This window comes from Bacillus sp. SYZHCR11, from assembly GCF_057196865.1.
Window position 1 is genome coordinate 97,095 of record NZ_JBXUND010000002.1, and the last position, 20,675, is coordinate 117,769.

15 protein-coding genes are annotated in these 20,675 nt (G+C 51.2%); 2 read left to right on the forward strand and 13 right to left on the reverse strand.

Translation table 11 applies throughout. The features are described 5' to 3' along the window. The 7 genes from AC2CGA_RS07150 to AC2CGA_RS07180 all read right to left on the reverse strand — a co-directional run bounded on the left by AC2CGA_RS07150 (position 1) and on the right by AC2CGA_RS07180 (position 13,513). Complete coding sequence (locus AC2CGA_RS07150) at positions 1-7,128, reverse strand: amino acid adenylation domain-containing protein (RefSeq protein ID WP_283002434.1); 7,128 nt, start codon at positions 7,126-7,128, stop codon at positions 1-3. A gap of 14 nt (positions 7,129-7,142) precedes the next feature. Then, a complete protein-coding gene (locus AC2CGA_RS07155; RefSeq protein ID WP_003152006.1) occupies positions 7,143-8,069 on the reverse strand; it encodes an isochorismatase in 927 nt (308 codons plus the stop codon). Between the two features lie 17 nt (positions 8,070-8,086). After that, a complete protein-coding gene (locus AC2CGA_RS07160; RefSeq protein WP_044052940.1) occupies positions 8,087-9,712 on the reverse strand; it encodes a (2,3-dihydroxybenzoyl)adenylate synthase in 1,626 nt (541 codons plus the stop codon). Positions 9,713-9,730: 18 nt separating this feature from the next. Beyond that, positions 9,731-10,927 carry an isochorismate synthase DhbC gene (dhbC, locus tag AC2CGA_RS07165; protein ID WP_003152002.1) on the reverse strand — a complete coding sequence of 399 codons (1,197 nt, stop codon included), beginning with the start codon at positions 10,925-10,927 and terminating at the stop codon, positions 9,731-9,733. Positions 10,928-10,950: 23 nt separating this feature from the next. Then, a complete protein-coding gene (locus AC2CGA_RS07170; RefSeq protein ID WP_072588412.1) occupies positions 10,951-11,736 on the reverse strand; it encodes a 2,3-dihydro-2,3-dihydroxybenzoate dehydrogenase in 786 nt (261 codons plus the stop codon). Between the two features lie 135 nt (positions 11,737-11,871). Beyond that, positions 11,872-12,741 (reverse strand): alpha/beta hydrolase, encoded by an 870-nt coding sequence (locus AC2CGA_RS07175; RefSeq protein ID WP_484480154.1) that lies wholly within the window; start codon positions 12,739-12,741, stop codon positions 11,872-11,874. A gap of 175 nt (positions 12,742-12,916) precedes the next feature. Further along, complete coding sequence (locus AC2CGA_RS07180; protein WP_003151997.1) at positions 12,917-13,513, reverse strand: sulfite oxidase-like oxidoreductase; 597 nt, start codon at positions 13,511-13,513, stop codon at positions 12,917-12,919. A 99-nt stretch (positions 13,514-13,612) separates the two neighbouring features. Here AC2CGA_RS07180 and AC2CGA_RS07185 point away from each other — a divergent pair, with 99 nt between their 5' ends. Then, entirely contained in the window at positions 13,613-14,206 is a 594-nt protein-coding gene (locus AC2CGA_RS07185) for a biotin transporter BioY (RefSeq protein ID WP_003151994.1), read from the forward strand. A gap of 46 nt (positions 14,207-14,252) precedes the next feature. Here the strand turns inward: AC2CGA_RS07185 and AC2CGA_RS07190 are convergent, their stop codons facing one another. Together AC2CGA_RS07190 and AC2CGA_RS07195 are read right to left on the reverse strand one after the other, a co-directional pair. Beyond that, positions 14,253-15,581: a Na+/H+ antiporter NhaC family protein gene (locus AC2CGA_RS07190; RefSeq protein ID WP_115996649.1), complete on the reverse strand. Its 1,329-nt coding sequence runs from the start codon at positions 15,579-15,581 to the stop codon at positions 14,253-14,255. 132 nt (positions 15,582-15,713) lie between these two features. Beyond that, complete coding sequence (locus AC2CGA_RS07195; protein ID WP_003151992.1) at positions 15,714-17,204, reverse strand: leucyl aminopeptidase; 1,491 nt, start codon at positions 17,202-17,204, stop codon at positions 15,714-15,716. 147 nt (positions 17,205-17,351) lie between these two features. On the opposite strand from AC2CGA_RS07195, the gene AC2CGA_RS07200 reads away from it, so the two are divergent. Then, entirely contained in the window at positions 17,352-17,828 is a 477-nt protein-coding gene (locus tag AC2CGA_RS07200; RefSeq protein WP_003151991.1) for a divergent PAP2 family protein, read from the forward strand. A 28-nt stretch (positions 17,829-17,856) separates the two neighbouring features. Here the strand turns inward: AC2CGA_RS07200 and AC2CGA_RS07205 are convergent, their stop codons facing one another. The 4 genes from AC2CGA_RS07205 to AC2CGA_RS07220 form a co-directional block, all read right to left on the reverse strand. Next, positions 17,857-18,498: a 3D domain-containing protein gene (locus tag AC2CGA_RS07205; protein WP_015387773.1), complete on the reverse strand. Its 642-nt coding sequence runs from the start codon at positions 18,496-18,498 to the stop codon at positions 17,857-17,859. A gap of 99 nt (positions 18,499-18,597) precedes the next feature. Then, positions 18,598-18,918 carry a YuiB family protein gene (locus AC2CGA_RS07210; RefSeq protein WP_003151989.1) on the reverse strand — a complete coding sequence of 107 codons (321 nt, stop codon included), beginning with the start codon at positions 18,916-18,918 and terminating at the stop codon, positions 18,598-18,600. A gap of 68 nt (positions 18,919-18,986) precedes the next feature. After that, positions 18,987-19,112, reverse strand: coding sequence for a YuiA family protein (locus AC2CGA_RS07215; RefSeq protein WP_007408708.1), 126 nt, complete (start codon positions 19,110-19,112; stop codon positions 18,987-18,989). Positions 19,113-19,286: 174 nt separating this feature from the next. Continuing rightward, a complete protein-coding gene (locus AC2CGA_RS07220; RefSeq protein ID WP_012118337.1) occupies positions 19,287-20,507 on the reverse strand; it encodes an NAD(P)/FAD-dependent oxidoreductase in 1,221 nt (406 codons plus the stop codon). Positions 20,508-20,675 lie beyond the last annotated feature (168 nt).

Sequence of the window (20,675 nt, forward strand, 5' to 3'; positions counted from 1 at the left end):
TTACCGGACTGTACGCCGTCCGTTTAATTTCTCTGCCAGAATCGCGCCGATGTCGGCAAGCGGGCCCGGCTGGCACATATCTTTATGGCGGCAGTCTAAGTCATACCGCTCGATTTTCCCCGTAATATACGGTTTCCAAGTATCCGGCTCGATCGGGTCAAACCACTCCGGAATAATCGTGGATCTGAAGAACAGCACATCTCCGTGGAACGGCTTCGGCTTGTATGTTCCTAACAGCCCGACAGAATTTACGTACGTGTCTTTCAGATTCATCATCACTGACTCGTCCAGGCTGGCTAATGCGCTTCCCTCACGGCGGAGAATGGTCAGCGCGGTGTCAAAATCAAGCGGCTGATCCCCGAGGCTGTCCGGGTCGTACCCTCCCAGGGCAAGCAGCGCAATGACGGCTTCCTCGTCATCAGGCGCATTTTTTATCGGCAGAAAATGATTCGGATACGCGTCAAGCATCACCAAAAGCGAAACCTCTTCGCCCCGGCTCTGTAATTGTGTCGCCATGGCCTGAATGACATTCCCTCCGAGAGACCAGCCGAGCAGACGGTACGGCCCTTTCGGCTGCACGGTGCGGATTTTTTCAATATAATCAGCCGCCATGTCATCTAAGCTTTGCGGAAGCGGTTCTTTTTTTCCGATGCCTCTCGCCTGTAAGCCGTATATCGGATAATCAGCTTCTAAAGAAGACATCAGCCCGGCATAACACCAGCTGAGACCGCCGGCCGGATGGACACAGAACAACGGTGTTTCTTCTCCTGCCGTTCTGAGCGGAAGAAGAACATCAAGCGCGCTTGTGCCCGTTCCTGACTCAAGTCTTTCAGCAAGGCTTGCCACCGTAGGAGCTTCAAATAGTGTTCCGATACTGAGCTCGGCTCCCATCGCTTCCCGAATACGGCTCATTAAATGAACCGCAAGCAAAGAATGGCCGCCTAAATCAAAAAATCTGTCATCAATACCGACACGCGGCAGATGAAGCACCTCTGCGAACAGCTCACACAGCATTTCTTCCTGCGGCGTTCTCGGTCCCCGGCCGGTGACCTCCGTTTGGAAGTCAGGCGCAGGGAGCGCTTTTCGGTCAAGCTTTCCATTCGGTGTCAGCGGCAGTTCATTCATTTGGACAAAAGCTGACGGAATCATGTAATCCGGCAGGCTTTCTTCGGCAAACCGGCGCATGTCCCCCGTGTCCAAGGTGCTGCCGGCAGATCGGACAAGGTAGGCGGCCAGCCGTTTATCTCCCGGCCGGTCTTCACGGACGACTGCGGCGGCATCCTCGACATCCGGATGTTTGACGAGAACCGCTTCGATTTCCCCCAATTCAATCCGGAAGCCGCGGATTTTAATCTGGTGGTCCGCCCTGCCCATATAATCAAGAGAACCGTCCGTCCGCAGACGGGCTAAATCCCCCGTCCGGTACATTCTCGTTCCCGGCGGGCCGTACGGATCAGCCACAAAGCGTTCGGCGGTCAGGCTTTGCCGCCCTAAGTAGCCTCGTGCCACGCCCCCTCCGGCAACATACATTTCGCCCGTGATCCCCGGAGGCACAGGCTCCAGCCGGTCATCAAGCACATATACGTTCAAATCAGGAATGCCGCAGCCGATGAGGCTGTTTGCTCTCAGTTCGGCAATGTTTTTGTCTAATTCAAGGTAACTGACGTGCACCGTCGTTTCCGTAATGCCGTACATATTCACGAGCACCGGCTGATTGTCCGCGTGGCGGCTGTACCAATCCTCAAGCCGGCTCAGCTCAAGCGCCTCGCCGCCGAAGATGATATATCTGAGTGCGAGCTGACGCCCCAGCTCTTTGTGTTCTTTTTCCGCATGCATCAGCTGGTAAAACGCTGACGGCGTTTGGTTAAGTACGGTCACTCGCTCTTTCACGAGGAGATGCAGAAACGCTTCCGGGGATCTGCTGATGTCATGCGGCACGACGACGAGACGTCCGCCGTGAAGCAGCGGCCCCCATATTTCCCAGACAGAGAAATCAAAAGCGTAGGAGTGAAACATCGTCCATACATCATCAGAATTAAAGTGATACCAATGCCGCGTCGACTCAAACAGCCGGATAACATTGCTGTGCGGAATGATGACACCTTTCGGCACACCTGTTGATCCCGACGTGTAAATGACATAGGCCGGGTGAAGCGGTCTCAGCGGACGAATCCGGTCGGCATTCTCAGGGTTCGTGACGGCATATTGCCGAAGTGTTTCCTTATTCTGCGGATCATCCAGGATGAAGGCCGGCATGCCGTTTTCGCCAGAGAGCTTACTTGCGCCTTCACGGTTGGTGAGCATAAATACAGGCTTGGCATCATGTAACATAAAAGCGATGCGGTCCGCGGGATAATCAGGATCAAGCGGCAAATACGCTGCCCCCGTCTTCAGGACGGCTAACAGCCCGACAATCATATCTAAAGAACGCGGCATTGCCAGTGCGACAAACTGCTCCGGGCCGACGCCGCGGGCAATCATCATGTGCGCGAGCTGATTGGATCTTTCATTCAGCTCTTGATAAGTGAGTCCGCTCTCTTCAAATACTGCCGCCGTTTCATCCGATTTTGCGGCGGCCTGTATTTCAAACAGTTCAGGCAGTGTCTGCCGAGGCTGAATATGCTGTTTTGCCCGTTTAACCGGCAAAAGCTTCCGGCGCTCTTCATCAGTAAGAATGGTTAAGCTTCCGATCGGTTTATCCGGATGTGATACGGCATCTTCGAGCAGAAGAAGCAGGCGTCCCGCAAGTGCTTCAGCCGTTTCTTTTCTGAATAAGTCCGTACTGAACTCCAGCAGGCCTTCAATACCGGCAGGCGTGCCGTCATCATGGCGCTGTTCAGCCAATTCCAATGTCAAATCAAATTTGGACGATCCGACACTGCTGATTTGCAGGCTTGTTTCCATATCAGGAAGACTGAGTACAGGGTCAGGCGTATTTTGGAATGCGAGCATCACTTGGAACAGCGGATGTCTTGACCGGGAGCGAACCGGATTCAATTCTTCCACGAGACGTTCAAACGGCACGTCCTGATGTTCATATGCTGCGAGATTCATTTCCCTGACCCTTTCAAGAAGCTCACAAAAGCTCGGATCGCCAGAGGTATCGGTTCTCAGTACGAGTGTATTAATGAACATACCCACAAGGTCTCCTAATGCGTCATCACTGCGGCCGGCTATCGGACTGCCGATCGGAATATCGGTTCCCGCCCCGAGCCGGGTCAGCAGTGCGGAAAGCCCTGATTGAAGCACCATAAACAGGCTTACGCGCTGATTTCTGGCAAGTGAGAGAAGACGGGCATGAAGCTCTTGGCCGATGTTGACCGGAATGACGCCGCCCCTGTAGCTTGATTCAGCGGGACGCGGAAAATCAGACGGCAGCTCCAGCTGATCCGGTACATTTTCAAGCGTTTTCTTCCAGAAATCCAGCTGGCGCGCAATTAAGCTCTCAGAATCAGACGCGCTGCCTAAAAGCTGCTGCTGCCAAAGCGCATAATCCGCATATTGAACCGCCAGCGGCGCCCATTCTGCTTTTTCACCTGTTTGCCGGGCGATATAGGCTATGGATAAGTCACGCATGAGCGGATTCAAGGACCAGCCGTCGCCTGCGATGTGATGCAGGAGAACCATCAGCGTATATTCGCCGTCACCAAGATCAAACAGCTCAGCCCGGACGGCCGGCTCTTTAGCGAGATCAAACCGATATCTTGCCGCAGCGGCAAGCATGTCTTGGAGCTCGTTTTTGTCTGCACGTGTCACTGTAAACACAGGGCGGGCTTCTTCAGCAGGTAAAATAAGCTGATGAGATGATCCCTTATTTTCCGGAAAAACGGTGCGCAGGCTTTCATGACGGCTGACAACATCGTAAAAGGCGTGTTTCAGCGCTGATTGGTCAAGCTTGCCTGACATGCGGACAATCACCGGAATGTTGTAAGTCGGGCTCGGCCCTTCAAGACAGTAGAGAAACCAAAGACGCAGCTGCGCAAATGACAGCGGGATGTGCTCCGGCCGGTCAAACGGCTTGAGCTTAGGCCGCGCACTCTTTGCGGTGTCAAGCTGTACGGCGAGCCCGGCAACGGTCGGGGTATCAAACAGACGTCCGATGCCAAGCTCTGCGCCCATCGTCTCCCGGATCCGGCTCATCAGGCGTCCGGCTAAGAGCGAATGTCCGCCCAATTCAAAGAACCCGTCATCAATTCCGACCCGCGCGAGACCGAGAACCTCGGCAAACAGATCGCATAATATTTCTTCCTGCGGCGTCCGCGGCCCTCTGTCAGACAGGACAGCTGAAAAATCAGGTGCAGGCAGAGCGCTGCGATCGAGCTTCTTATTCGGCGTCAGCGGCAATTCTTTCAGCTGTACAAACGCGCCCGGCACCATATAATCCGGCAGGCTTTCGCCCATATATTCACGAAGTCCGCCGATATCAAGGGGCTGATCCGCGACAGTATAAGCCGCCAGGCGCTTATCTCCCGGCTGGTCTTCACGGACAATAACAGCGGCCTGCGAAATACCCGGGTATTTCGACAGCACTGACTCAATTTCTCCTAATTCTATCCGGAACCCGCGGATTTTAATTTGGTGATCGGCTCTGCTGATATAATCAAGCGAGCCGTCCTCACGCCAGCGCACGAGATCTCCCGTCCGGTACATCCTCGCGCCCGCGGGCCCGTACGGATCGGCAATGAATCTTTCAGCTGTTAAATCAGGACGGTTATAATAACCTCTGGCAAGCCCCTCGCCCGCTATATAAAGCTCGCCCGCAATTCCCGGCGGGACTGGCTGCAATGCGGCGTCCAGCACGTATACCCGCGTGTTCCAAATCGGCTTTCCGATCGGAGGCGCCCCTGTATGGTCTTTTGCAAGCGGCTGTGCGGCCGACCAGATTGTTGTTTCAGTCGGCCCGTACAGATTCGTCACCGTACAGCCTGATTCAAGCAGAGCATGCATAAGCGCGTTCGGAAGCGCCTCACCTCCGACAAGCACCTGCAGCGCCCGGAGGGAATCAGGTTCATTGGTGACTAATGAATGCCACAATGTCGGCGTTGCCTGCATGATTGAAATACCGTATGAGTGAATCATGTTCGCAAGCGCCCGCGGTTCCTGAATCGTCTCTTTACGTGCGATGACGCACCCCGCCCCGCTGATGAGCGGAAGGAAGAGCTCAAGTCCGGAAATATCAAACGCCGCAGTCGTAACGGCAAGCAGGCGGTCTTGTGCGCCGAGCGGGAACATTTCCCGCATGGATAAGAGGAAATTGCTTACGCTTTTTAATGTCACGACTACGCCTTTCGGTTTGCCCGTTGAACCCGATGTATATATGACATAAGCGGGGTGCAAAGGCGAACATTCCGCCTGATCGGGACAGTCAGCATTTTGAGCGGCAACGGTTTTTACCGTATCCGGGTCATCGAGAATGATCCTTTTTGCATCACTGTCTTCCGGCATGCGGCCGGATAATTCCATCGTTGTAATCAGGCATGCAGGCTGTGCATCTTTGAGCATGTATGTGATCCGCTCAGAAGGAAAATCAGGATCAAGCGGCAGGTATGCGGCTCCCGTTTTCAAAACGGCCAGCATGCTCACGGCCAACTCCTGTGACCGCGGAAGCAGCAAAGCGGCAAATTGTTCCGGTCCGAGCCCCTTTTCCTTTAGCATGCCGGCAAGCTGGTTCGCGCGCTTGTTCAATTCGGCATAGCTGAGCTCTTCGTTTTCGGTGATGATTGCCGGCCGGTCCGGTGTTTTTACGGCCTGTTCGTAAAACAGCTCCGGCAGACTTTTCTGCTTCTCGGCCTTGCGCGTGTCATTCCAGCTTTCCAGTACGCAGAGACGTTCACTTTCAGGCAGAAGGTTGAGTGTGCCGATTTTTTGTGTCTGGTCTTTCACAGCGGATTCCAGCAGAAGCAGGAATCGTTTTTGATGGTTTTCAATATCTTCGGCGCTGTACACTTCCGGATTCGCATCAAAGTCCACACGCATTCCGCTTCCGTCCGCTCTGTCGTAAACGTTAATTGACAAATCATCAACGGGCCCGGCTGATAAGTTATGGACGGTGCCTGGCGCTCCGGCGAAATCAAGCGCGTAGTCAAACGGCATCACATTGACTTGCGGGCCGAACAGCCTGCGGTTTTCTCCGAGCAATTTAAGATCGCGGCGCATGTCTTCATGGCGGTATTTCTGATGGCGCCGGATGTTTCGGATTTCTTTTGCCACTTGGCTGACGGCCTCATGAAAATTCATATCCGGGCGGAGAGAAAGCCGCAAAGGCAGAAGATTCATGACCATACTCGGAATATTCAGTGAAATCGAGCCGATCCGTCCCATCATCGGTAAACCGAGCACGATATCCCCTGCGTTTGTCATCCGGTGGACATATACCGCCGCTGCGGCTGTGACGGCTTCATGCCAGTTCGGAATCGCTTTTACATGCTGCAAAGCCGTTTCAGAAAGATAAGCCGTGCTTCTCCGAAAGCTTGTTGACGTTCTCGGCGCTCTTTCTGCCAAAGTGACGACATCAGGTTCATCCGCAAATTTCTCCATCCAAAATTCCCGATCTTTCAGGAATTGATCAGACGCGCGGTATTCTTGATCTTCTTTTACCAGTTCCTCCAAAGAGCCGAAGGAGCGCCCGTTATCCGGACGTCCTTCCCGTATTGCGGTGTATATTTGCGCCGTACGCCGTGCCAGCAGTGAAAAACCGTAGCCGTCTATCGCAATGTGGTGAATGCGCTGATACCAGAAAAAGCGTTCCGGTCCCGCCTGAAATAAAATGTCGCGGAACAAAGGCCCGGCCGCCATATCAACGGGCTCAGCCAAATCTGTCTGCATGAGTCTGAGTGCGGCCTGCTTCGGATCAGCTTCTGAACTCACATCTATGACATCGATCGCAGCTTCAAATGGAGGATTGATGATCTGCTTCGGCCCGTCTGCTCCCTCTTCGAAGCGGGCGTGTAATGACACGGCTTCCGTCAGCACACGTTCGAAAGCTGTTTTAAATATGTTCACATCGATCGCGCCGTTTATCTCAACATACTCGCCTGTATTGTAAATCGGATTATCAGGATCAAGCTGCTGCGCAAACCAGATACCGGCCTGTGCGCCTGTCAGAGGCAGCTGTTGTGTATCATGCATTCTATTCTCTCCCTTTATAAATAATCTGCGTTCGGCAAGACTTTTTGAGATCGGGAAGAAAGAAGTCTCCACCACTCTTCAAGCGTCGGGTTCTCCGCCAGTTCAACAAACGTCACTTCAGCTCCGTCACGGCGCCATTGTTCGACAAGGCTCATGATTCTGACGGAATCAAGGCCTCTGTCCAGCAGGTCTTCATGATCCGGAATATCAGACGGTGATTCTTGAAGAATCGCCGCAATTTGTTCCCGCACCCGGTCTTTTGTCAATACGGCGGAAGTCTTCCCTTCTCCTTCAGAAACCGGCGCGCCGCCCAGCAGCTCCAGCACTTCGTTTGTCAAAGCCGTGTAAGCGCAGCGCTGAGACGCATATTCGATGGCCATCTTATGTTTTTCTGAAGAAAAATCAGCAACGGCGTCTCCGATAAAGAAGCTTTGGATATCATCCATAAATGCTTCACAGGCTGTGACGAGACAGCCGATGTGTGCATAAATTCCCGTAATCATGAGCTGGTCTCTGCCGCTTTCACGCATGATGTCAAGGAGATTCGTCCGTTTAAACGCGCTGTATCTCCACTTTGTGAGGACAATGTCCTGATCATCCGGGGCAAGCTCCGGAATGACCTTTTCTTCATAAGGCCCGCTTTTCAGCCCCGGTCCCCAAAAATCCGTCAGCAGCGCGCGGTCCGCCGGGTCTTGGCTGCCCGGCTGCGCGGTGTACACCACCGGAATGCCGAGCGCTTTGCATTGCTCTTTTATTTTCTTGATATTCTGAGCCGCCTCCGTGATCGGAGCCTTCCCTTTCTCAAAAGCATCGACGAAATAATTCTGCATGTCATGGATCAGAAGCACCGCGCGTTTCGGGTTCAGCGTCCACGATACTTTATTTTCAGGCATATCTGACGCTGTCGGCAGCGCATATGCGGGAATTGACGGTATAGCCAATGTAAACACTTCCTTTTTTAAGATTGTTTGATTTCAGCAGGCTTCAATTTTTGGGCGATCGTTTCGCGAAGGTCCTTTTTGCTGACCTTGCCGACGCCGGTTTTCGGGAAAGAAGCGATAAATTCAACCCGGTCGGGAATTTTATATGCCGCCAGCCCGCGCTCCCGTAAAAACACTTTCAGCTCTCCCGGTTTCGGCGCTTCTCCTTTCGGAATGACGAACACACAGGACCGCTCTCCGAGAAAATCATCCGGCATTGAAACCATGGCCGCATCATGAACGGCAGGATGGGCCAGAAGGTGATTTTCCACCTCTTCAGCGGCAATCTTTTCGCCGCCCCGATTGATTTGATCTTTCGCACGTCCTTCAACGATGATATAGCCGTCCGCCGTCAGTTTGACGATATCGCCGGTCTGATAAAATCCGTCGGCTGTGAATGATCTTTCATTATGTTCAGGCGCTTTATAATACCCGCGAATCGTGTAAGGGCCGCGTGTAAACAAATGTCCCGCTTCTCCGGGGGCGACATCCCGCCCGTCATCGTCTAAAACCCTTACCTCATCAAAAGGTGACATCGGTCTGCCTTGCGTATTGACAATGATCTCTTCAGGATCATCCAGTCTCGTATAATTCACCAATCCTTCCGCCATTCCGAAAACCTGCTGAAGGGTGCATCCGAAAGCGCTCTTTACGCGGCGGGCCGCCTCAGCACTGAATTTGGCCCCTCCCACCTGCAGCACTTGAAGGCTTGATAAATCATCACTTCGCGAACCGGATGCGTCCATCCACACCATCGCAAGCGGCGGGACGAGCGCTGTAATCGTGACACGTTCTTTTTCAATTAACGGGAAGCAGTCATCCGGACTCGGCGTCGGTGACAGAACAACACGGCCTCCGGCATATAAAGTTCCCAGCACACCCGGCGAGCTGAGCGGATAATTATGCGCTGTCGGCAGAGCGGCCAAATAAACGCTGTGATGATCCAAGCCGCATATTTCCGCGCTGAGGCGCAAGCTGTATATGTAATCGTCGTGTGTTCGCGGAATCAGCTTGGACAGCCCCGTACTGCCTCCTGAAAGCTGTAAAAAAGCGACTTCCGCCGGGCTTACCTCTTCCAGCTGAACAGGCTCTCTATGCAGGCTGCTCAGTTCCTGAAACTCTTCAGCTTCGCCGGCCACAATGACATGCGCCAAATCCGGAAGTTTGTCTTTCACCTGTCTGGCAAGCGCCCTGTAATCAAAACCTGAATGCATATCAGGAATGATGTATGCTTTCGCCTCTGCAAACTCGCAGAAATACGTAATCTCACTGCTTCTATGAGAAGGCAGCGCGAAAACGGGCAGTGCTCCGAGTCGGAACAGCGCGAAAATCACTTCAAAAAACTCAGCGATATTCGGCAGCTGAACGACAACGCGGTCTTCCTTTTGAATTCCGAGCTTATGCAGCCCCGCCGCTAAACGATCGGCCCTTTCATCTAATTCTTTGTAGGTCCAATGTACATCTTTACACGTCACGGCAGTTTGATTTCCGTATAAAGCCGCGCGCTCTTTCAGCATTCCTCCGAACGTCTCACCCTTCCAGCAGCCGTCTTTTCGGTATTTTTCAGCCCATTCTTCCGGCCATGGCGTAAATCCAGTCAGCACGATTCGTTCCCTCCTTTTTTACAACTCATCTTGGTAAAGCCCCATCGCCCGGAGCATGGTGCGGAATTTCGCCGATGTCTCGTCCAGTTCATCCTGCGGCTTTGATCCGGCGACAATCCCGGCACCCGCAAAGAGCCGGAGAGACCTTGTTTCCGCTTCGGCGCAGCGAAGTGCGATAATCCATTCTCCGTCACCTTCAGCATCACACCAGCCCGCCATTCCCGTGTAGAAATTGCGGTCAAACGGCTCTATATCCTGAATCGCTTCTCTCGCCGCATCCGTCGGCGTTCCGCATACAGCGGGCGTCGGATGAAGAGCGATGGCCAGCTCAAGCGATGTCGTTGACGGATCACTAAGCTCTCCCTTTACCTCGGTGGACAGGTGCCACATCGCCTCAGTTTTAATGAGTGACGGTTTTTCCGGCACATCAAGCACACGGCAGAACGGTTTTAGGGCGGCGGCCACGGCGGCCACGACTACGGCATGTTCATGCAGATCTTTTGCTGATTGCAGCAGTTCTTCCGCTCTTCTCTGATCCTCGGCGGGATCTGTGCTGCGCGGTCTGGAACCTGCCAGCGGATTGGACAGAATCGATGTTCCGTTTTTGGACAGCAGCAGTTCAGGACTTGCGCCGAAAAGCGTTTTTCTTGTTTCTGACGTTCCCGTCACATCCGCAGCGAATGTATAGCCGCGCGGGTTGTGCTGCGCCAAATGCTTGACGGCCTGAGGAATGTCGATATCCTTTTCAGCGGTCAGATGAAGCGTCCTTGACAGCACGATTTTGCTGAGCGGACCGTCCGTAATGTTGAATACGCCTTGTTCCACACCGCTCATAAAGCCCTCAGGCTCCGGAACGGGACGGATGTCATATGTATTGGATTGCGGCTTTTCTGCGGAAGATTCCGCAAACGAAAGCGGGCCTGCCGTATGGACAATCTTCGGTACAAAAAGCCGGGAAGCTTTTCTTCCGTCAAAAGGAATGGCGCCGGCCGCAATCGGATGTTTGATGCCGGCTTGCTTTGCCTCAAGAAGCGTCTGTCTCACACGTTCAGGCAGTGAATCCAGCTGATTCTCCGCGTCTGCATCCGGCACTTTTGCAAACAAACCTTCCGCGAGCATCGTCCTTTTCGGGGAAGCTAAAAAGAACGCCCCGGGCTTGTAAGTATCCAGCACCTTTTTTGCAGCCACTTCCGTCAATACAGGTTGATTTGTCATGTTTGTCCCTCCTTTTCGTTACATCAAACGCCTAAAGTAGCGCCGCCATCAACGCATAAATCATGCATCGTGATATGGCTTGCCTGTTCAGAGGCCAGAAACAAAACGGCATTTGCAATATCAGAAGGCTTTGCCAGCTTTTGAAGCGGAATTCCCGTTTTATATGTATCAAGCGAACCTCTGATAACGTCCTGTGCTCCGTTTTCATCCCGCCACAGCGCCCGCTGCATGTCGGTTTCCGTTGAACCGGGAGATACGATGTTGCAGCGGATATGATAGGCCGCAAGCTCCAGTCCGAGGCATTTCGTAAACATGGCGGCAGCCGCTTTTGACGCCGCATAAGCCGCCATGGAAGCACGCGGAACGCCGGCTGCATTCGAACCGACCGTTACGATGGCGCCTTTTTTCCGCTCAATCATGTACCGGCTGACAGCCCGCGATACATGAAATACGCCGGTCGTATTAACAGAAAATGTTTGATCCCAATCTTCATCACTGAGGGATTGCACCGGACCCGGCCGCAGCACGCCCGCAACGTTCGCCAATATTTCAATAGGCCCCATGTCACGTTCAACGGCAGCGATGATATCATTGACAGCCGCACTGTCAGATACATCTGCGGCAAACCCCTGCGCCTGCACGCCTTTTTGCCGCAGTCTGTCAGTTAGCCCGGGAAGCAGGTCTTCATTTGTATCTATAGCTGCCACATTTACGCCTTGTTCAGCAAGGGCAAGCGCTGTTGCTTCTCCGATGCCTTGAGCGGCGCCGGTGACAACGGCCGTTTTCCCTTTCATTCCCAATGCGTCCATATTATCATTCCCTTTCTATATTGATAATGATTATCATTATCAATTATGATTCAAGACAATCATATCCAAATCAAAACACGCAGTCAATTAGAAAATTAGAATCAGCCGCATTTAGTTCGAAGGGCCTGTTTTTTCTCATGCGGGAGAATACGGGGTATGCGGCCCTCCCGGATTCAGGCTGAAACGCAGGGCTCTGCTGATTAAAACGGGCAGGACAGAAATATGGCCCTCTCCTTCAAACTCGCTGTATTCAGCACGGACTCCATCATCTTCAAATCCGGATAATAAAGAGTACAGCGCCTCTGCGTGCTGCGGGATTCTGCTTTTATGTGTTTTTTCAATTTCTCCCGCAGCCAGCAATACGCTGACTTGAAGATTTTCCGCAGAGAGCCGGTCTGACAAACGTTCTGCGTTTTCCTGAATAAAACGCTTGTTCCAATGAATTGACGGACTTCCCGCAACATAGGTCTGGAACATGTCCGGCCTCGTCAAAAGCACTTGCAGCACAAAAAGACCGCCCAGCGAATGGCCGAAAATCGTCTGCCTGTCTCTGTCGATCGGATAATCCCGCTCCATCGCGGGCTTTACTTCTTCTTCTATAAATTCCAGAAACGCTTCCGCCCCTCCCTGTTCGGGCCATGCCGCGCCGCGCGGATGCACCGGCAGTTCTGATTCAGAAAGCGGCATCGTAAAATCACTGTGCCGTTCGGCGGAAAACGGCTGATCTGTCGGGTAGCCGATTCCGACAATCACCGCCGGAACAACGCCTGTTTTTTCAGGCCGCCGGCTTTGCACCCGCAAAGCTTCGGCCATTGTGCCGAACACGGAATTTGCATCAAGCAGGTAGATGACGGGGAAGCCGGAGGCAGGCGGTTCTTCCTGAGGAAAAGAGACAAAGATACGATACGTACGGCCTCCTTTTGAGCGCATTTCTCTTACTTCTGTGCCCGGAACCGCGTATCGGCCGGCCGGCGCGAACCCCCGGTTTATTTGTTTTCCGTCCATTATGTGTTCATCCCCTTTGTGGCAATTGCTTTATCTATCCTCATTGATAATGATTTTCAATATCAAAAGACACCTCAAATAATAGGTTTTTTGCCAAACAAAGTCAATGGATTTTTGATATAAAAAAAGCACCTTATTTTAATAAGGTACCTAAGAACTATATAGGGATAGGGGCTTAATCCCATGTAAAGCGCTCATTCTTCCATGGATCTCCCCTCATATGGTAGCCGTTTTTCTCCCAAAAGCCGGGGTGGTTTTCCTTTGTAAACTGAATGCCGCGCAGCCATTTTGCGCTTTTCCAGAAATAAAGATGGGGGAAAACGCCTCTGAGCGGATAGCCGTGCTCTGGCGTTAACGGCTCGCCGTTATGCGCATATGCCAGCAGGGATGTTTCCCGCGTAAAATCAGAAAGCGGCAGGTTGGCCGTCCAGCCCTCTTCAGCGTGCAGAATGACGAATCCCGCTTCTTTGTGCACACCCGCTTTCTCAGCGATGTCTTTGGCGCGTATTCCCTGCCAGATATTATCAAGACGGGACCAGCCCGTGACGCAATGAATATCATTTTTCACTTCGGCTTCCGGAAAGGCTTTGATATCTTTAAAGCTTAACAGCATAGGACGGTCAACAAGCCCGTACACTTGCAGATTCCATTTTGACATATCTTCATAATAAGGAACATTTCCGGCGTGAAGCACGGGAAACTTCGTTGTGACATTTTGATTTGGCGGAATCCGTTCCGACTGTTTTGTTTGCTTCGTTTTCCCGAAAAACATATGGCTCCCTCCATTTAGTAAACCTTTATTAAATCTTTGTTGACAATCAATCACCCTTCGATTACGCTAATCTGGTACAAGTGTAAGGGGGAAAAACAAATGAAACAACGCAACCTTCGCGCGGGCGATATGGCGCTTATCGGCATGTTTGCCGCCCTGATGGCCGTCGGCGCCAACATTACATCAATGGCTCCTTTTTTGCAAGTTGCGGGAATTCCGTTATCGCTGCAGCCTTTCTTTTGTCTGTTAGCCGCGATGCTTCTCGGCGCCAGACGGGCAGCCATTGCCATGACGGTATACGCATTGGCCGGACTCGCTGGGGCGCCTGTTTTCGCTCAATTCTCAGCAGGCTTTGCGCCGTTTATCGGAAAGAGCGGCGGGTTTATTCTCGCTTACATCCCGGCGGCATTTGCAGCCGGATGGCTGCTGGAAAAAACAAAAAAACCCGGCCGCCTGCATTATGCATGGGCCTCTTTGATCGGTACCGCCGTCATTTATATCATTGGCACGACCTATACGTATATTGCGCTGAAATTATGGCTTCATGCTCCGATCAGCTACGGAATGGCCTGGTTTTACATGATATGGTTTTTCATAAAAGATATCATTTTAGCACTGTTATTGGCATCTATCGCGCCTGCCGTATACAGGTCTATTCATAAAGCGACGGGGTTCAGCAGAAATCCGGCGTAAGATGTTCTCAGCATACAAAAAGGCTCCCCTTTCCGGGAGCCTTTTTTTACAGAACAAGTGCGGCAATCCAGCCGAATATCACAAGCGGAATGTTATAGAAAATAAATGTCGGTACGCACGTATCCCAAATGTGGTGGTGCTGTCCGTCGGCGCTGAGGCCTGACGTCGGCCCGAGCGTACTGTCACTTGCAGGAGAACCCGCATCACCGACCGCGGCGGCCGCTCCGATTACGGCGATCGTCGCCATCGGGCTGAATCCGAGCTGAGCGCACAGCGGGACAAATATGGTCGTAATGACGGGTACGGTTGCAAATGATGATCCGATTCCCATCGTGATTAATAAACCGACCACCAGCATCAGGAGCGCGCCTACTGATTGACTGTGACCGATAAAGCCTGTTGATGCTTTGACCAAGGAAGCCACATCGCCCGTTTTATTCAATACATTTGAAAAACCGGCCGCAACAAGCATGACAAACCCGATAAAAGCCATCAGAATCATGCCGTCCGTGATCAGCTTATCCGCTTCATTGCGCTTCATGACTCCGCTGATAAACAGCGTAAACAAGCCGGCAAGCGCGCCCATGATCATACCTTCCACTCCGAGCACTTGTGACAGATAGAGCTGAACGGCAAGCGACACGGCAATGGAGATCAGGGCGATGGCAATGCTTTTTTTCGTATAAGGAGAAGACGACAGTCCGGCAATCTCCTTCGTCTCATATTTCTTCGGTTTCCGGAAGACGATGACGGATAAAATTAAACCGACTACCATCCCGGCCGTCGGGATGATTAAAGCATACGGAATATCACTGAGCGGCACCTTTAAACCGGCGGACGCCATATTATCTCTCAGCATCCCCTGGAAAATCTGTCCGAATCCGACAGGCAGAACGATATACGGCGCAGTCAGTCCGAATGTCATCACACACGCGATCAGCCTGCGGTCTATTTCAAGTTCGTTAAATATTTTTAAAAGCGGCGGAATCAATACCGGAATAAACGCAATGTGAACGGGCACCACGTTTTGCGAGAAACAGGATATGATTAAAATAACCAGTACGATTAACACTTTTGACAGTGCTTTTTTCCGCGAATCTTCCTTTTTTCCGATTAGTTTGACAGACGCTTCCACCATTGCATCGGGAAGCCCCGTCTTCGTCAGCGCCGCGGCAAATGCTCCGAGCAGCGCGTAGCTGACCGCGACGGTGGCATTTCCGCCGAGACCGTCCGTAAAAGCCTTCACCGTCTCTCCGAGGCCTAAGCCGCCGGTCAGCCCGCCGGCAAGCGCGCCGATCATTAAAGCTATAATAATATTGACACGCAGCAGGCTTAAGACGAGCATAAGCAATACTGCGACAACAACAGCATTCATTGATGAGTCCCTCCAAAAATCCTTTAGTTTGCTAATGTAGTAGATAATTAAAGTTAACATACATTCTGCGCTTTAGTCAACTAAAGATTTTGGAAATCAAAAAACCCGCTGCATCAAGGCAGCGGGATGCTGTTATCTTTCGGGCGTAAACCGCTCAGTCAAAACAGCCAACGTCCTTGCCATGACGCCTGTTGCGCCGGCAGGGCCGAAGCATGTCGCTTTATTCGCCGTCGCGGTTCCCGCAATATCGAGATGAACCCACGGCGTGTTTTCCGCGAATTCACCAAGGAATGCCCCCGCCATAATCGCGTGGCCTTCTCTTCCCGGAGAATTGTTCAAATCAGCCATCTGACTGTTTCTCACCCGTTTTTTATCCTTTTCTGTAATCGGAAGCTGCCAGATCGGCTCGCCGGATTCTTTCGCCGATTCCGCCACCTGTTCATAAAACGCGGCGTGATTGGTCATGGCGCCCGTCATTTCGTTACCTAAGGCGACAATGACACCGCCCGTTAACGTTGCGACGTCTACAAGGACAGAGGCTCCGTGCTGCTTGGCGTATGTGATGCCGTCGGCAAGCACGAGACGCCCTTCCGCATCGGTGTTCAGGATCTCAATGGTTTTTCCGCTGAGCGAAACGATGACGTCATCCGGCTTCATAGCATCGGACGAAATCATGTTGTCCGTAGACGGTATGACGGCGAGCACGTTTTGTTCAGGCCGGAGTTCGCCGATAATTTCCATTGCGCCCAATACCGAGGCGGCCCCTCCCATATCGCTTTTCATGCCGACGATGCCGGTTTTCGGCTTAATTGAATATCCGCCCGTATCAAAGGTAATTCCTTTACCGACCAGGCCGATGACGTCTTCCCACTGATCTTTGCCCTGATACTTCAGAACGATCATTTTCGGCGGTTCGGATGAGCCTTTGTTAACGGCAAGCAGCCCGCCCATGCCGAGCTCTTCCATTTCATCTTTTTCTAAAATTTCACACTCGAAATCGTATTTTGCCGCAAGCTCAGCGGCATATGACGCCAAATCAGTGGCCGTCAGCATATTACCCGGCATATTCACAAGCGTGCGGGCTGAATTCGTCCCTTGGCCGTATGCCGCGCCGACGTTCAGGCCGGCCTGCACTTCCCTCAGGTCTTCTTCGGTCACGGCGCAGACTGATTTCAGTTCCTGATCCGGCTCATTCGATTTATGTTTATAATCCTGCACCTCATAAACCGCAAGCAGACAGCTTTCCGAAAGCGCATGAGCGGCATCGGCGGCAGGCACTTCCCCGGAGACGAATGTATCGAGCAACACGGATACTTCCTGTTTTTTATCTTGATGAATCTGCTGAAATACTCGTGCAAAGCATTCTTTCGTATCTTCAAACGAATAATCCGCTTCTCTTCCCAGGCCGATAAAATAAATACGTTTCATACCGGTCGCAGCCGGAGGGTATACTTTTGATACACGATTGCGTTTGGCGGACACATCACCATCCTTTAACAGCTGGGTCAGATGACCGTCTAATTTATCATCCAATTCCTTCGTAAATCCGTTCAGCGTGCTTTTTTGAAAAAGACCGATGACCAGTGTTTCGGGATGCCGCAGTTGATCAGATGCATAAAACATGAGTACACACTCCTTATGTGGGTATTTGTTATGTAAAGTGGTATAATGAAAAAACATTTTTCATTGATTTTATTTTACCAAACTAAGGGCGTTTTCTGCAGTTTTTCGATACGATCGGAATCAGCAGATACAGAAAGGATGTCGCATATGGATGTACTTATGAATTTTCCTTTACTGGCGAGTTTTGCCGCCATTATTTTTGCCCAAGTTGTAAAAGTGCCTATTCAATTTATCGTATCCAAAAAACTTGACTGGTCTCTTGTGACGAGCACCGGCGGCATGCCGAGCTCCCATTCCGCCGCCGTCACCGCGCTGTCAACCGGAATCGCTTTGGAACAGGGACTGGACTCGCCCCTGTTTGCAGTCGCCGCGATTTTCGCCGTCATTACGATGTTCGATGCTACAGGTGTCAGGCGGCATGCGGGTGAACAGGCGACAGTCATTAATAAACTGGTCATCGACTTTAATCGGTTTGTCAGCGAAGCGAAGGACTTTCAGAAAGCGGAAGAGAAAGAAAAACAGAAGAAACTGAAAGAACTGCTCGGCCATCAGCCGATTGAAGTGTTCTTCGGCGGCGTCACCGGTATTGTGCTGACATTGATTTTAGATTATTTCTTTATGTAAAAACGCTTCAGCGGATGCTGAAGCGTTTTTATTCTTTTACCGTTTTGTATTGATTTCTGAACACTTGCAGCGACTTTGTTTCGTTCAGCTTTACAAGTTCGTCCTCGGTCACTGTGCCGTTCCCTTTTTTAATAATGTAGACCTCAAGTGTTTTTTTGCCCCAATTGTTATAGACGTCCTTGACGGTGTCAAAGTAGAGGTCAAGGCGGCTGCCTTTAATTTTTGAGCCGGTATCGGCGACAACCCCGTAACCGTAATTCGGTATAAATAGAATCGTCCCGATCGGGAAAACAGACGGATCGGCCGCAACAGTTGAATATAAATCGCGTTTGACCTTCACACCTGAATATGTAATTCCGTACTGCGGATGACCCGGAGATTTTCCGGTAGATTCCGCTCCGGCGGTATAACCGGTGGCCGTCACCTTTTGTGACGGATAGCGTTCCCAGTCAAAAGCTTCTTCCAGCGGCTTTACCCTGCCTGATGCCTTCTTTTCCGGCTGATTCTGTAAGGATTGAAACGGAGTGCCCATGTTTTTCAAAACGGCGCCGCGATGTTCCGTCATCCAATTTGTCAGATCCTTTGCTTCAACACCGGTTATGGAAAAGTATGTCGCATGGCATGCGCCCAAAAAGAGCACGATCATGAATATGCGTCTGATTATCGTCAATCTGAAATCACTCTCCTCCGAGTCATTGTTCCCAACTCGGTGAGGTGCTATACAAAAGCGCCGCGACACAAAAAAAGCTTTCTTGAATAAGAAAGCGGCTTAAAACATTTGATATCCTCTTTTTCTGAGCGCCTTTATGGCAATGCCTGACATGATGGCTCCCGCCAGTCCGCCCGCCAAAATCACGACATCCGCAACCGCTAATGACATGATGCGCTGAAACAGGCTTTGAAAGGATTCCCCCGGCGCCTGCACGTAACTGATCATCTTTTTATTGCTGATAATGAAAAGGCATACAATCGGATAGACAACAGCCATAATCCACGACATTCTAAGCAGCATGTTCAATAGAAATCCTATGCCGAAAAACAGTACAAAAAATAGTACGATTGAGATCAGGACAACCGGCAAACTAATCACAAACATCCACCCCCTACAGCACTTTCAGTGTACCTCGGGGGCGGTAAAAAAGTCAACGTCTGGAAAAATCAGCGTCTCTCTTTGCCGCTTCCCTGGCAGGAGGGACATGTTTCGGAGCCGCCAAGAAGCAATTGAAAATACCCTTTACCTGAGCAGAACGGACACGCCGCCGTGCTTTTTGCTGTCGTTTTCATGCGGATCACCCTTTTTTCTTAATTTTCTGATAATATATCATATTTACTTGTCAAGCAACAAGTCAGAATATGTAACATAACAACTCATGTAAGCGGAAACATTCATTTTTTTCTTTTACATGCTTTTTATAGCGCTCTTTTTTAAAAGAAGAGAAAACCCGCGGCTGCGGGTTTTCAGAAGAATTTAAACTTCCCTTTTTTCAGCGTCAGGCCCAGCCCGCCGATCATAAAGAGCGAGCGGTTATCAATGACCTTTTTCATAAAGGACGCCGGCGTTCCTTTGAGCTTCCTGCCGTATACGACTCCGACGGCGTTATGCTCACCGAGGGAGGCGACCGTTCCTTTAATGTCAGGCTTGAACTCTTCAAGCTGGCCTCCTTTAATCAAACCGCCCAGATTTTTGGCGACCGTTTCTCCTTGCTGCATCGCGATCTGAGCAGTCGGCGGGTACGGCCGTTCCGTCTCTTCATTGATAAAGAGCGAGCTGTCGCCGAGAATAAAAACGTCATCATGTCCCGGCGCCCGAAGATCAGGGTTGACTTTGACACGGCCGCGCATATTTTCAAAACCCGCTTCCTCCACGATCGGATGTCCGCGCACACCCGCGGCCCAGACAACGGTCTGCGATTTGATTTCTTCCGGCTCTTCATCTTTCTTGCCGACTGTGACACCGTCTGCGCGGCATTCTTGAACCGCGGTGCCGATTTTAAATTCAACGCCTTTGCTCTCAAGGTATTGAACGGCGTAATCGACAAGCTCCGGATCAAATCCCGGCAAAACCGTCGGGGCGGCCTCGACACAGACGATCCGGACGAGACTTTCATCTATATCATAATATCTGCATAACTCCGGCTTGCGGTTCGCAAGTTCACCGAGAAATTCAATTCCTGTAAAGCCCGCTCCGCCGACAACGATGGTTAAGCGGTCAGGGCGTTTTTCGGCCTCCGTATTGTATGTCGCAAATTGGAGCTCAATATGGTCTTTCAGCTGGCGCGACGTATTAATATTCGCGATCGGAAAAGCGAATTCTTTTAAACCTTTAATCCCGAATGTTTCAGGGACGGCGCCAAGCCCGATGACGAGATAATCATAAGGGATGTCCCCTTGTGAAAGCGTCACCTTTTTATTTTGCACATCTATCGCTTTTACGGTATCCTGCACAAATTTAACCCGTGATTCATTGATTACATCTTTTATTTGATATCTGCAGCGGTCATGATGCAGCGTTCCTGCGCTCGCTTCATGCATCCATGTCGTTTCATAATGATAATTGTGTTTATTGACCAAAGTAATGTCGGCGTCATTTGCCCCGATATGCTTCGGAAGCCTTGTTACTGTCATTAATCCACCATAACCTGCACCTAAAACCACGATTTTGGGTTTATTCAATGCCATCACATCCACCTTCTTTTTTTTGCTGTTAGACGCATAATCAAATCAACATTTGTATTAGCTTCAGCTTATTGGCGGGATTTTATGAAATGAAATATAAAATTTTTTAGAAAACCGCACATGTCTGCATATCACCATACTATCCGGAAGAATCGGAAAACATTCAGGAAA